Consider the following 12605-nt stretch of genomic DNA (forward strand, 5'->3'; position numbering starts at 1 on the left):
TCGTCACGCTGTCCATGGGCATACGCCACGGCTTCGGGCTGTGGCTGCAGCCCATCACCCAGGCCCAGGGCTGGACGCGCGAAACCTTTGCCTTCGCGCTGGCGGTGCAGAACCTGTCCTGGGGCGTGTTCGGCATCTTCGCCGGCATGGCGGCCGACCGCTTCGGCGCTTTCCGCGTGATCGTGGGCGGCGCCCTGCTGTACGGGCTGGGCCTGGTGGGCATGGCGCTGTCGCCCACGGGCTTTCTGTTCACCATGACGGCCGGGGTGCTGATAGGCGCGGCGCAGGCTGGAACCACCTATGCCGTCATCTACGGCGTGATAGGCCGCAACATTTCGGCGGAAAAACGCTCGTGGGCCATGGGGGTGGCTGCGGCGGCGGGCTCCTTCGGCCAGTTCCTGATGGTGCCGGTCGAAGGCCTGCTGATCAGCGGCCTGGGCTGGAAAGAGGCCCTGCTGGTGCTCAGCGGCGCCGTGCTGCTGATCGCGCCGCTGGCGCTGGGCCTGCGCGAAGGCGGGTTTGCCGGCGGCCAGCCCGCCAAACGCGAGCAGACCATCGCTCAGGCGTTGCGCGAAGCTTTCAAGTACCCGAGTTTCCAGCTGCTGATGGCGGGCTACTTCGTCTGCGGCTTCCAGGTGGTGTTCATCGGCGTGCACATGCCCAGCTACCTCAAGGACAAGGGCCTGTCGCCCCAGGTGGCCAGCTATGCGCTGGCGCTGATCGGGCTGTTCAATGTCTTCGGCACCTATATCGCCGGCTCGCTCGGCCAGAAAATCGCCAAACGGAAAATCCTGGCGACGATTTACCTGTCGCGTGCGGTGGTGATCGCCGTGTTCATCGCGGCGCCCCTGAGCCCGCTGAGCGTCTACATCTTCGCCAGCCTGATGGGCCTGCTGTGGCTGTCGACCATCCCGCCGACCAACGCCGTGGTGGCGCAGATCTTCGGCATCCAGCATCTGTCGATGCTGGGCGGCTTCATCTTCTTCAGCCACCAGATCGGCTCCTTCCTGGGCGTCTGGCTGGGCGGCTATCTATATGACCGCACCGGCAGCTACGACATCGTCTGGTACATCGCCATCGCGCTCGGCGTGTTTGCCGCCCTGGTGAACCTGCCGGTGCGCGAGGCGCCGATCACACGCGCCGGCGTGCCGCAAGGGGCCTGAGATGGCCAAAAAAGCCGGCCTGTGGGCGCTCGCGGTCATCGCGTCGCTGGGGGTGTTTGCCCTCTACACACGGCCGGAATTTCTTCTCACACTCGCAAATCAGATCTGGGCCTGCTTTTAGGAGCCGCTCAAAAACCCTCCTGGCGTTGTTGCAGCCGCCTTGCCGTGCTGKAGCACTGTCTGCGGCGTCGCGCCTAGCCAGGACCGCTTCGCTGGGTTTTGTGAGCAGCTCCGGAGCAAGRAGAATTCAGAATTTAAGGGCGATGGGGCGCAATCCAGGAAGACGGGGACAACACCATGAAAACCATCATCATCACCGGCGCCTCGGACGGCATTGGCGCCGAAATGGCGCGGCAACTGGCCAAAACGTTTGGCCCCGGCATCGCGCTGGTGCTGGCGGCGCGCAATGAAACGCTGCTTGATGAAGTCGCGGGCCAATGCGCCGCGCACGGCGCGCAAACCCTGGTCGTCAAGACCGACGTGTCCATCGAAGCCCAATGCCGCCACCTGGTGGATGCCACCATCGGGCGCTTCGGGCACGTCGACGCCCTGGTCAACAACGCCGGCATGTCGGCGCAGGCGCTATTCGAGGACGTCAAGGCCCAGGACCTGGGCTGGTATGAGCAGTTGATGCGCATCAACCTCTGGGGCAGCGTCTGGTGCACCCACGCTGCCCTGCCCCACCTGAAGCTGCGCCACGGCAGCATCGTGGCCGTTTCCAGCCTGGCCGGGCTGATCGGCGTGCCGGGCCGCACGGCCTACAGCGCCACCAAATTCGCCATGGTGGGATTTTTTGAGGCGCTGCGCGCCGAAATGAAGGGCGCCGGGGTCAGCGTGACCACCGCCTACCCGCCGAGACCGGGAAGTCGTCATGACGGCCAAGGGCAAGCTGGGCCGCTGGCTCAAATTGATCGYGCCGGGCCGGGTCGAGTCCATGGCGCTGGCCGCGCTCAAGGACGACGTAAAGCCCCTCTAATATGAGCAGCACTCCGCACGGAACGGAATTGCCCGCCGCCTGGGTGCAGCGCTGGTCGCACCTGGTCCGCGAGCGCGGCGTGGTGCTGGACGTCGCCTGCGGCTATGGCCGCCACGCCCGCTGGTTTCACCAGCGAAACCACCCTTTGGTGCTGGTGGACCGCTCGCAGGAAGCGATGGACGCCATCGCCGGCGCCATCCCCGCATCCGCCCGCGAGGCGGTGGTGGCCGACATTGAAGCCGGCCCCTGGCCTTTCGCGGGCCGGCAATTCGACGCGATCGTCGTGACCAACTACCTGTGGCGCCCCCTGCTGCCCACGCTGCTGGCCGCCCTGGCGCCCGGCGGGGTGCTGATTTACGAAACTTTTACGCAAGGCAATGAGACCGTGGGCAAGCCCTCCCGGCCGGATTTTTTGCTGCGCACCGGCGAATTGCTGGAAACCTGCCGGGCGCTGCGGGTGGTGGCCTTCGAGGAGGGTTTCCATGAGAGCCCGCCGCGGTTTATCCAGCGCATTGCCGCGGTCCGCGAAGCGCCCGCGACTGCGGGTTTGCCCGCCCCGCCGCGCTATGGACTGCCCTAGGCTCTGGGTAGAATGCAGGATTGGCCGTTTTGGGCCGGCCTGGCGGTATTCCGGCCAGTCCCCTTCCCTAGCTCCCGGCCGCGAACGTTTACAAGCAAAGCATGAAACCCATTACTGGCAGCATCGTTGCACTGGCAACACCCTTGCATGATGACGGCAGCGTAGATTACCCGACACTGCGCAAACTGGTGGACTGGCACATCGCCGAGGGCACGGACTGCATAGGCGTGGTCGGCACCACCGGCGAATCCCCGACCGTCAACGTCGAGGAGCACTGCGAAATCATCCGCGTCTCGGTGGAGCAAGCCAAAAAGCGCGTGCCCATCATGGCCGGCTGCGGCGCCAACTCCACCGCCGAAGCAATCGAACTCGCCCGCTTCGCCAAGCAGGTGGGCGCCGACTGCCAGTTGCAGGTCGTCCCCTATTACAACAAGCCCACGCAGGAAGGCCAGTACCGGCACTTCAAGGCGATCGCCGAAGCCGTCGGCGACCTGCCCACCGTGTTGTACAACGTGCCCGGCCGCAGCGTTGCCGATATGGCGCACGCCACCGTGTTGCGCCTGGCCCAGGTGCCCGGCATCGTCGGCATCAAGGAAGCCACCGGCAATATCGAGCGCGCGCAATGGCTGATCAAGGAAGTGCCCAAGGGCTTTGCCGTGTATTCGGGCGACGACCCGACCGCCGTGGCACTCATGCTTTGCGGCGGCCAGGGCAATGTCAGCGTGACGGCCAACGTGGCGCCCCGGCTCATGCATGAGCTGTGCGTGGCCGCCGTGGCGGGCGACACCCGTCGCGCCATGGAACTGCAGCTCAAGCTGCTGCCGCTGCACAGAAACCTGTTTATCGAAGCCAACCCGATTCCCGTCAAATGGGCCATGGCCCGGATGGGTCTTTGCGGCGGCACCTTGCGGCTGCCGATGACGCCGCTGGAGACATCGAACGAAGCGGCCGTGGAAAGCGCCCTGCGCGCCTGCGGCCTGGTTTGATTTGCCTGATCTGATTTTTAAGGGAACCCAAGTGAAGATATCGCCAACACGTCCTGCATTTTCAAAAGTCCGGAGCACCGCGGCTGTGTCCGCGCTGCTGGCTCTCGGCCTGCTCGCCGGCTGCTCCTCCCTCAAGGATGTGATGGACGGCGAACGCGTCGATTACAAATCCAGCGGCACCAAGGGCCCTTCGCTGGACATTCCTCCCGACCTGACCCAGCTCAGCCGCGAGACCCGCTATGTGGTACCCGGCACGGCGGTCTCCGCCAACAGCTACCAGGTGGGCCAGCCCACGCAGGCCGTGCAGACGGCCACCGCCAATGTCGGCGACGTGCGCATCGAGCGCGCGGGCAGCCAGCGCTGGCTGGTCGTGAACCGGCCCGCCGACAAACTCTGGGGCCCTGTGCGCGATTTCTGGCTCGAAAGCGGTTTCCTGCTCGCGCAGGACCAGGAAAACCTCGGCATCATGGAAACCGACTTCGCRGAAAACCGCGCCAAGCTGCCGCAGGACTTCATCCGCAGCGCGCTGGGCAAGGTCTTCGACGGCCTGTATTCCACCGGCGAACGCGACAAGTTCCGCACGCGCCTGGAGCGCCGCCCCGACGGCGGCACCGAGATTTATGTGAGCCATCGCGGCATGGTTGAAGTGGTCACCGGTGGAAAGACCGGTAGCGCCGCCTCAGGTGACAGCACGGTCTGGCAGCCCCGTCCCGCCGACCCGGAACTCGAAGCCGAATTCCTGCGCCGCATGATGGTCAAGCTGGGCGTGACGCAAGAGCAGTCCAGGGCCCTGGTGGCCGCGGGCGCCGCCAAGCAGACCTCGCGCATCGCCACGGTGAACAACGTGCCCGTTGTGCAAATCGACGAAGGCTTTGAACGCGCCTGGCGCCGGGTCGGCCTGGCGCTGGACCGCACGGGCTTCACGGTCGAAGATCGCGACCGCAGCCAGGGCACCTACTTCGTGCGCTACGTCGAGCCGGTCGCCAACAAGACCGAACCCGGCTTCTTCAGCAAGCTGTTCAGCGGCTCGCCGGCCGCCACGCCGCCCCTGAAATACCGCATCGCCGTCAAGAGCCAGGGCGAAAGCACCACGGTGTCCGTCCTGAATGCCCAGGGCGCYGCGGAATCATCGGCCAACGCCCAGCGCATCGTGCAGGTGATTGCCGACGACCTGAAGTAATCCGGGCTTACCGCCCGGACCGCCCAGCCGCGAATTGCCACACCCATGTTGAGGTTCAAAAGCCTGGGCAGCGGCAGTTCGGGCAATGCCGCCGTYGTCGAAGCAATGGGAATCGCGCCTTCGCGGGTTCTCGTCGACTGCGGGCTGGGCCTCAAGCATTTGCTCTACCGGCTTGGCGAAGCTGAACTGCAGCCTGAGGACATACATGCCGTGTTCGTCACGCATGAACACGGCGACCATATCGGCTGCGCCCGTTCGCTCGCCCTGCGCTACCGCATCCCGGTCTGGATGAGCCACGGCACATATAMCGCCATCGGGGCGCCGGACTTTGACGGCCTGCTGCATATCGCGCGCGACGGCAAAACCATCGAAGTGGGAGGCCTGCAACTGACGCCTTTCACGGTGCCCCACGATGCCAGGGAGCCCTTGCAGCTCACCTGCACCGACGGCTCGGCCAAGCTGGGCATCCTGACCGACCTGGGCCATGCCACGGCGCATGTCATGTCGCACCTCATGGCATGTGACGCCCTGATGCTGGAGTGCAACCATGACACCGAAATGCTGGCGCAATCGTCGTATCCGCCTTTTTTAAAGCGGCGCGTGGGCGGCCAGTACGGCCACCTCTCCAATGCCGCGGCGGCGGAGATTGCCCGCGGCCTCATTCATGGGCGGTTCAGGCACCTGGTGGCCGCGCACCTGAGCGCGCAGAACAACCGGCCGGCGCTGGTGCAAACGCTGATGGCTGAAGCGCTGTCGTGCGGCGCGGACGATATCGTGGTGGCCAGACCCGATACCGGTACACCCTGGCTTTCGCTTTGAAGCCGCGGCGCCCGCCGGGAACACGGCGAGGCGAAAAACAGCGGGCATAAAAAAAGCCGCCTTGCGGCGGCTTTTTTCAATTCACTGAAGAATTACTTGGCAGCGCTTGCAGCAGCGGTCGTAGCGGCAGCGGCGGCAGCGTCAGCAGACGGAGCAGCGGCAGCAGGTGCGGACGTGGCAGCGGCTGGAGCGGAAGCTTCAGCAGCAGGTGCTGGAGCAGCTGCAGCAGGTGCGGGCGCAGGAGCTTCTTCCTTCTTGCCGCAAGCAGCCAGAGCAACAGCGGCGACGATAGCTGCCAAAACGAGTGACTTGTTCATTTTTACGATCCTTGGTGATATTTAAGAAAACAATTTCCGGAAATTGCCAAAAGAAAACCCAAACCGGAATTCAAGTAATTTTTGACCGGGGAAAGGACTCGAGCTCTTTCTACCCAGCTTTAAATTATATGCTGGATATTACAAGTCTGAAAACCCTTAGTCGACGAAGCACGACCGCATGGCGCCTGCGGCCTGCTGATTCTTGCGCCTAAAGCCCCAGGGTTGTGGCCGGAAAAGCCGGGGAGCTTTTCAGCAGGCGCTCGTGGATGCGCTCCCTGAGCGCCACCCGGCGGGCCGGCTCGGACCCGGCCATGCCCGTGCAGCGCTGCAAGTCCAGGCGCTCGAAAACCCAGCCCGGGCCCAGCAAGGCGCTGGGCATGTCGTCGGCCGGGGCGGACGTGATGGCGCGGCAGTCCACGATGTGCGCCCAGGTCCGCCGCCAGGTGACGAAGCGCGCATGCCGACGAAGCACTTCGTCGTAATTCCCGGCCAGCATCGTGAACGTGCGGCCGGTCTTGGACCAGTCGTTCAGGGCCTGCGCCACCGCGCGCTCGCCCAGGGGCCAGTCTTCGAAATCCGGGTCGCAGACGATGATTTCACGCCAGCCCTGCTGCGCCGCCACGGCAAAAGCCTGGCGAATCATGTCCGTAAAATCCGTGCGCCCGCTGAAGCGGCCTTCCGGCAAGGCTTGCGGCTGGGTGAATGAGGTTTCGGTGTCCATGGAGCATCTCCTTCCTTGGGTGGCAAACAGATGATGATGGGTCGGGTCAGAAATCCGCGGGCGGCTCCTGCCGTAGCCAGCCGGCATCGTGCCAGTCGCCCAGCAGCGCCAGCGCGGAGGCGCCGGCCTTGCGCAGGTCTTGCGGCGCCAGGCCGCGGCCGTCGGCCAGGCGTCGCATCAGGTTTGCGTCGGCGCCTTTGGCGCGGTAGCTCTCCCCGTTGATGAACACGTGGTCGGTGTCATACATCATCCGGGTGCGCGCATCCAGCTTGACCGCCATGCGGCCGGCCTTCGCGGCGTCGGCATCCCATTCATCCGCGGCTTCGTCAAACCACACAGAGGGCTTGGGTTCGGTCATGTATTCACCCAGGACACAGGCCAGCGCCAGAGGGTCTTTCAGCGCGTCCTGCACGGCCTGGCTCGCGAAGGTGGCCAGGGCCGCGGGCAAGGCCGCCGGGGTGGCCGTCGCGTCCTGGCCGGGATCACGGTACATGTCGGGCACCTTGGGGGCACGTCCTGCCGGGACATCCGCGCCGTCGCCATCCTCGCTAAATTCCGCCAGGCGCTGCAGCAGCTCAGCCGCCAGCTCGCCCCGTCCCGGCGACCTGAAGCCGATCGAATAGGTCATGCAGTCGCCCGCTTTGCCGTCGCCAGGAGCCGCCGCTTCGGCGATACCGTCATGCGCATAACGCGGGGGCAGGTAAAGCATGTCGCCGGCTTCCAGCACAAACTCCTGTTCGGGCTCGAAGTTCTGCAATATCTTCAGCGGCACATCCTCCTGCAGGCTCAGGTCTTTTTGCCGGCCTATCTTCCAGCGCCGCCGCCCGCTGGCCTGCAGCAAAAAGACGTCGTAGCTGTCAAAGTGCGGGCCCACCCCGCCGCCCGCCGTGGCGAAAGAGACCATCAGGTCGTCAAGCCGCGCATCGGGCACAAAACGGAACTGCTGCAGCAGCTCGTGCGCCCCGGCGTCATGCAGGTCCACCCCCTGCACCAGCAAGGTCCAGGCTTTCTGGCTCAGCGGCGGCAGGCTGCGCGGCGCTAAAGGCCCCTGCTTCATGCGCCAGCCCTTGGCCTGCTGGACGATCAGCCGCGACTCAACCTGCTCGCTCGCGGCCAGCTTGAACAAGGCCGCGCGGCTCAACAGAGGCTGGAATCCGGGCAGGGCCTGGCGCACGAGAAGCGGCTTTTTTTGCCAGTGCCGGCGCATGAATTGCGCCGGGCTCAGGCCGGCAAGGAGCGCTAGAGATTGGTTTACATCCATGGGACAATTGTCGGATGAAAATCACCCCGCAATGCGTCGTAGCCCTGACATGGACGCTGAAAGACACCCTGGGCGATGTGCTGGACGAACTGGATGAACCCATCGAGTTCCTGCTGGGCGGCGATGACCTCCTCGCCAAGATAGAGGAAGCGCTGCAAGGCCATGAAGCCGGCGACAAACTTGAGTTGCACCTGGAGCCCGAAACCGCCTTTGGCGACTATGACGAAGAGCTGGTGTTCCTTGAGCCCCGCAAGGTCTTTCCCGCCGAACTCGAAGAAGGCATGACCTTCGACGGTGCGGCCCTTCCGCAGGGCGTCAGCGGGACGGCGCCGCAGCAGCATATCTACACAGTCACCGAAATCTACCCCGACCATGTGGTGCTTGACGGCAACCATCCGCTGGCGGGCATCGCCATCCGGCTGGCCGTCAAGGTCGAGTCCGTGCGCGAAGCCAGCGAAGAGGAAATCGGCCAGGGTTCGCTGGGCACCGGCTTTTTCAAGCTCGAGCCGCTCACGCCCGGCAGCGGCACCTTGCATTAAGGCAAAAGCGCAAGGGCGGCACGAAGCCGCCCTTTACGCCCTCCCCGCTTGCTGCTTACATCCGGTACAGCAGGCCGTTCTCAATCCTCACACGGTCGCCGACACGCAGGTCGCCGGTCGACGGCACGTCATAGGCGCGGCCGGTACCGTTGTCGAGCTGTACGGAGACGCGGTAGGTTTCACGCACCGTGGTATTGCGGTTTCTTTCGATCGCATTGCCGGCCACGGCGCCGCCCACAGCACCGGCAACCGTCGCCACATCCTTGCCGGTGCCGCCGCCGATCTGGTGGCCCACCACCGCGCCGGCCACACCACCGAGGATGGCACCTATGCCTGAGCTCCTGGCTTGCTCCGGGGTACGAAACACTTCGACGTTGCTCACCCGCCCGTATTCGACATAGCGGTTCTGCTGGTTGGCGGGATAGGTTCCGGCCGGGTAGGTTCCGGCGGGATAGGTCTGGTTAGGGTAGCTGGCGGTGTTCGGATAGGCCGGCGGGTAGTTCGCGTCCGACGTCGGCGGAGGGTTCATGGGTGCGCAGGCCGCCAGGGCGGCCAGCGCCAGCACCACGGAAGCGGATGAAATAAAGCGGGATGTGTTTCGCATGAGTCTCTCCTTTTGATAGTTCATGAGATCCCGGCATCAGCATGCACATGCACGGGGACTCTCATGACCCATTAAGGACGGGACCCAGGCCATCCCGGGTGAGGATTGGGCCTGTGGCGGCGTGGGAGGCTTGTTGCAGGGGTTGTAGGAAAACCCCCACCACCCATTTCCCGCACAGTGGCGCGCAGCGCGCCGGGCTCAGGCTTTGCCGGTGGAGCCGTAGCCGCCCTCTCCGCGCTCGCTGGCGGGGAATTCGGAGACCACATTGAACTGCGCCTGCACTACAGGCACGATCATCAATTGCGCGATGCGCTCCATGGGTTCAATGGTGAAAGGCACGTCGCTGCGGTTCCACGCGCTGACCATCAGCTGCCCCTGGTAGTCGCTGTCGATCAGTCCCACCAGGTTGCCCAGCACGATGCCGTGCTTGTGGCCCAGGCCGGAGCGCGGCAGGATCAGCGCGGCATAGCCCGGGTTGTGCAGGTAGATGGCAATGCCGGTGGGCACCAGTTGCCAGGCGTTGGCGGCCAGCGTGAGAGGCGCGTCCAGGCAGGCGCGCAGGTCCAGGCCGGCGCTGCCGGGCGTGGCGTAGGCGGGGAGATTGTCCTGGAGGCGCGGGTCGAGAATCTTGACGTCGATGTGCATGAACTATTTTTTCTTCGGTGGTTGATTTTTCTGAGCTTCTTCGGCGGCTTGCCGCGCCAGTTCGCGCAGGCGCTGAACCAGCGCGCCGGATGACCGGCGGTTGGCCTGAAAGATCGCCCACGCGCCGTACACCAGCAGCGCGGGCAGAAACAGGAAACCGGCGCCGGGCAGTACTTCATCCAGCACCTGGGTGGCGATCCACAGGACGACCACCCATTTGACGTGGGTCAAAAAGGCAGCGCCGGTAGCAACAGCAGAGGCGGGTTTGACGGGAGGCGTAGCGGCGCTTGCCGCAGACGCAGAAGGGGCGCGAAGCGAAGTCTTTTCCTGGGGCTTGAGCAGGTCTTCACGGGCGCCGGCCGACGCATTCGCATGCGTCAGGCGCTCCACATAGCTGGCGAAATCGCCGTCCGGCGGCGTGTTCGAGGGGAGGTTCACGGTGCGGCCGCCTTTCCTTTGGAAGGAGCCGCCGCCATCCTGGTCGCGACCTCCCTGACCAGTTGCCGCGCCAGCAAGAGCTTGGAGGCCCGGGGCAGCGCCGTGCTGCCCTGCGCATCCACCAGCAGCAGCGCGTTATGGTCCTGGCCGAAGGTGTCGGGGCCGATGTTGCCGACCAGCAGCGGCACTTTTTTGCGCAGGCGCTTGGCCTCGGCGTTTTCCGCGAGGTCCTGGCTTTCCGCAGCGAAACCCACGCAGAAAAGCCGGCCTGCCTGCGCCGCCACCGATTGGGCGACGGTGGCCAGGATGTCGGGGTTCTCTGTGAACGCGAGCTGAGGCGCCTGTCCGGAGCCGTCTTTCTTGATTTTCTGGGCCGAGGGCGCGGCGGGCCGCCAGTCGGCAACCGCCGCCGTGGCAATAAAAACATCGGCGGCCTGGGCACGCGCAGCCACCGCCTCCAGCATCTGCTGCGCGGACCGCACGTCGACGCGGGTCACGCCGCGCGGCGTGGGCTGGCTCACCGGGCCGGCGACCACGGTCACCTCGGCGCCCGCCTCGCGCGCCGCGCGCGCGATGGCAAAGCCCATTTTGCCGCTGGACAGGTTGGTGATGCCACGCACCGGGTCTATGGCTTCGTAGGTGGGGCCTGCGGTGACCAGCACCCGCCGGCCGGCCAACACCTTGGGCGCGAAAAAGGCGACCAGGTCCTCAAGGATCTGCTCGGGCTCCAGCATGCGCCCGTCGCCGGTCTCCCCGCAGGCCTGGAAACCGCTGCCCACGCCCAGCACCGTGGCGCCGTCGGCGTCCAGTTGCACGAAATTACGCTGCGTGGCCGGGTGGGCGTACATCTCGCGGTTCATGGCCGGCGCCACCAGCAGCGGCACCTTGTCGATGGGACGGGCCAGGCACATCAGGCTCAACAGGTCGTCGGCGCGCCCGTGCAGCAGCTTGGCCATGAAATCGGCGCTCATGGGCGCAACCAGGATGGCGTCGGACTCGCGCGACAGGTTGATGTGCGCCATGTTGTTGCTCATCCCACCGGAAGGGCGGCTGTCCCACTGGCTGGTGTAGACCGGCCGGCCACTCAAGGCCTGCATCGTGACGGGCGTGATGAACTGTTCGGCCGCCTCGGTCATGACCACCTGTACCGTSGCGCCGGCCTTGATCAGGGCCCGGCACAGTTCGGCCGCCTTGTAACAGGCGATCCCACCCGACAGGCCCAGCACGATGTGTTTGCCGGCCAGGTCCAGGGCTTCACCGCCGTCTGCGCCGTTTCCCAAAGGAGTCGCTTGATTCGTCATGTTCCGCAATGTATCAGCTAGACAAGCCCCCACACGCTTAACGGCTGGCCATGCCCGGCCCGCAAGCCGCCATGCAAGCCTGGAATGGCTTTGCCCCGAAATTCAATGGCCTTGCGGCCGGTATCCCGGCGGGCAACCCGTATAATCTCCGTTTACCACCTCTACGAACTTGCGGTTCGTACCTGACATGACCAAATTTGTCTTCGTCACCGGCGGTGTGGTGTCTTCCCTGGGCAAGGGAATCGCCTCAGCCTCCTTAGCTGCGATCCTGGAATCGCGAGGCCTCAAAGTCACTTTAATCAAGCTCGATCCCTACCTCAACGTGGATCCGGGCACGATGTCGCCCTTCCAGCACGGCGAAGTGTTCGTGACCGACGACGGCGCTGAAACCGACCTGGACCTCGGCCACTATGAGCGTTTCATCGAAACGCGCATGCGCAAGGCCAACAATTTCACCACCGGCCAGATCTACAAAAGCGTGCTCGAAAAAGAGCGCCGCGGCGACTACCTCGGCAAGACCGTGCAAGTCATCCCGCACGTCACCAATGAAATCCAGGAATTCGTCAAGCGCGGCGCCGGTTACGAAACCCCCGACGCGGTCGACGTCGCTATCGTCGAAATCGGCGGCACCGTCGGCGACATCGAGTCGCTGCCCTTCCTGGAAGCCGTGCGCCAGATGAGCCTGCGCCTGGGCGCCAACAACACCGCCTTCGTGCACCTGAGCTACGTCCCCTGGATCGCCGCCGCCGGCGAGCTCAAGACCAAGCCGACGCAACACACCGCCAAGCAGCTGCGCGAGATCGGCATCCAGGCCGACGTGCTGCTGTGCCGCGCCGACCGCCGCATTCCCAACGAGGAGCGCGAGAAAATTTCGCTGTTCTCCAACGTTCCCGAATGGGGCGTGATCTCGATGTGGGACGTCGACACGATTTACAAGGTCCCGCGCATGCTGCACGAGCAGGGCCTGGACGGCCTGATCTGCGACAAGCTGCGCCTCAACACGCCGCCCGCCAACCTCAGGCGCTGGGACGACCTGGTCTACGAGACCGAGCATCCGCAGACCGAAGTCCACATC

14 protein-coding genes and 1 pseudogene are annotated in these 12605 nt (G+C 65.0%); 8 read left to right on the forward strand and 7 right to left on the reverse strand.

Annotated elements, in window-relative coordinates:
• The 6 genes and pseudogenes from AC1D0P_RS14820 to AC1D0P_RS14845 all read left to right on the forward strand — a co-directional run.
• The coding region (locus tag AC1D0P_RS14820) for an MFS transporter (protein WP_477677440.1) at positions 1-1163 on the forward strand (1163 nt) is incomplete at its 5' end.
• Positions 1164-1460: 297 nt separating this feature from the next.
• Positions 1461-2139: pseudogene (locus tag AC1D0P_RS14825) on the forward strand (SDR family oxidoreductase).
• Between the two features lies 1 nt (position 2140).
• On the forward strand, positions 2141-2719 hold the full coding sequence (locus tag AC1D0P_RS14830) for a class I SAM-dependent methyltransferase (RefSeq protein ID WP_477677441.1): 579 nt from the start codon (positions 2141-2143) through the stop codon (positions 2717-2719).
• Positions 2720-2820: 101 nt separating this feature from the next.
• Positions 2821-3705: a 4-hydroxy-tetrahydrodipicolinate synthase gene (gene dapA, locus AC1D0P_RS14835; RefSeq protein ID WP_477654205.1), complete on the forward strand. Its 885-nt coding sequence runs from the start codon at positions 2821-2823 to the stop codon at positions 3703-3705.
• Between the two features lie 85 nt (positions 3706-3790).
• The gene (gene bamC / locus AC1D0P_RS14840; protein ID WP_477677442.1) at positions 3791-4885 is read left to right on the forward strand and encodes an outer membrane protein assembly factor BamC; all 1095 of its coding nucleotides are present in this window, start codon (positions 3791-3793) and stop codon (positions 4883-4885) included.
• 45 nt (positions 4886-4930) lie between these two features.
• On the forward strand, positions 4931-5704 hold the full coding sequence (locus tag AC1D0P_RS14845; protein WP_477677443.1) for an MBL fold metallo-hydrolase: 774 nt from the start codon (positions 4931-4933) through the stop codon (positions 5702-5704).
• Positions 5705-5780: 76 nt separating this feature from the next.
• Here AC1D0P_RS14845 and AC1D0P_RS14850 read toward each other — a convergent pair whose 3' ends face one another.
• The 3 genes from AC1D0P_RS14850 to AC1D0P_RS14860 form a co-directional block, all read right to left on the reverse strand.
• On the reverse strand, positions 5781-5981 hold the full coding sequence (locus tag AC1D0P_RS14850; RefSeq protein WP_477677444.1) for a hypothetical protein: 201 nt from the start codon (positions 5979-5981) through the stop codon (positions 5781-5783).
• Between the two features lie 248 nt (positions 5982-6229).
• Entirely contained in the window at positions 6230-6742 is a 513-nt protein-coding gene (locus tag AC1D0P_RS14855; RefSeq protein WP_477677445.1) for a hypothetical protein, read from the reverse strand.
• Positions 6743-6788: 46 nt separating this feature from the next.
• The gene (locus AC1D0P_RS14860) at positions 6789-8003 is read right to left on the reverse strand and encodes a cupin domain-containing protein (protein WP_477677446.1); all 1215 of its coding nucleotides are present in this window, start codon (positions 8001-8003) and stop codon (positions 6789-6791) included.
• A gap of 14 nt (positions 8004-8017) precedes the next feature.
• Between AC1D0P_RS14860 and AC1D0P_RS14865 the strand changes: the two genes are divergently transcribed.
• Complete coding sequence (locus AC1D0P_RS14865) at positions 8018-8542, forward strand: FKBP-type peptidyl-prolyl cis-trans isomerase (RefSeq protein ID WP_477677447.1); 525 nt, start codon at positions 8018-8020, stop codon at positions 8540-8542.
• Between the two features lie 55 nt (positions 8543-8597).
• Here AC1D0P_RS14865 and AC1D0P_RS14870 read toward each other — a convergent pair whose 3' ends face one another.
• From AC1D0P_RS14870 to coaBC, 4 genes are all read right to left on the reverse strand, one after another.
• Positions 8598-9146: an outer membrane lipoprotein gene (locus AC1D0P_RS14870; RefSeq protein WP_477677448.1), complete on the reverse strand. Its 549-nt coding sequence runs from the start codon at positions 9144-9146 to the stop codon at positions 8598-8600.
• A 198-nt stretch (positions 9147-9344) separates the two neighbouring features.
• Positions 9345-9791 carry a dUTP diphosphatase gene (gene dut, locus AC1D0P_RS14875; protein ID WP_436155214.1) on the reverse strand — a complete coding sequence of 149 codons (447 nt, stop codon included), beginning with the start codon at positions 9789-9791 and terminating at the stop codon, positions 9345-9347.
• Between the two features lie 3 nt (positions 9792-9794).
• Positions 9795-10229, reverse strand: coding sequence for a hypothetical protein (locus AC1D0P_RS14880; RefSeq protein ID WP_477677449.1), 435 nt, complete (start codon positions 10227-10229; stop codon positions 9795-9797).
• Entirely contained in the window at positions 10226-11530 is a 1305-nt protein-coding gene (gene coaBC, locus AC1D0P_RS14885; RefSeq protein WP_477677450.1) for a bifunctional phosphopantothenoylcysteine decarboxylase/phosphopantothenate--cysteine ligase CoaBC, read from the reverse strand. Before coaBC ends, AC1D0P_RS14880 begins: the two co-directional genes overlap by 4 nt.
• 187 nt (positions 11531-11717) lie before the next feature.
• On the opposite strand from coaBC, the gene AC1D0P_RS14890 reads away from it, so the two are divergent.
• Positions 11718-12605: CTP synthase (locus tag AC1D0P_RS14890; protein WP_477677451.1), on the forward strand; the 888-nt coding region annotated here is incomplete at its 3' end.

It is taken from the genome of Polaromonas sp. P1_G2, from assembly GCF_056405515.1.

Bases quoted from the DNA above. Each gene is read 5' to 3' on its own strand.
- AC1D0P_RS14870 (WP_477677448.1), bottom strand. From the start codon at position 9,146: ATGCGAAACACATCCCGCTTTATTTCATCCGCTTCCGTGGTGCTGGCG.
- dut (WP_436155214.1), bottom strand. From the start codon at position 9,791: ATGCACATCGACGTCAAGATTCTCGACCCGCGCCTCCAGGACAATCTC.
- AC1D0P_RS14855 (WP_477677445.1), bottom strand. From the start codon at position 6,742: ATGGACACCGAAACCTCATTCACCCAGCCGCAAGCCTTGCCGGAAGGC.
- AC1D0P_RS14865 (WP_477677447.1), top strand. From the start codon at position 8,018: ATGAAAATCACCCCGCAATGCGTCGTAGCCCTGACATGGACGCTGAAA.
- AC1D0P_RS14860 (WP_477677446.1), bottom strand. From the start codon at position 8,003: ATGGATGTAAACCAATCTCTAGCGCTCCTTGCCGGCCTGAGCCCGGCG.
- AC1D0P_RS14830 (WP_477677441.1), top strand. From the start codon at position 2,141: ATGAGCAGCACTCCGCACGGAACGGAATTGCCCGCCGCCTGGGTGCAG.
- dapA (WP_477654205.1), top strand. From the start codon at position 2,821: ATGAAACCCATTACTGGCAGCATCGTTGCACTGGCAACACCCTTGCAT.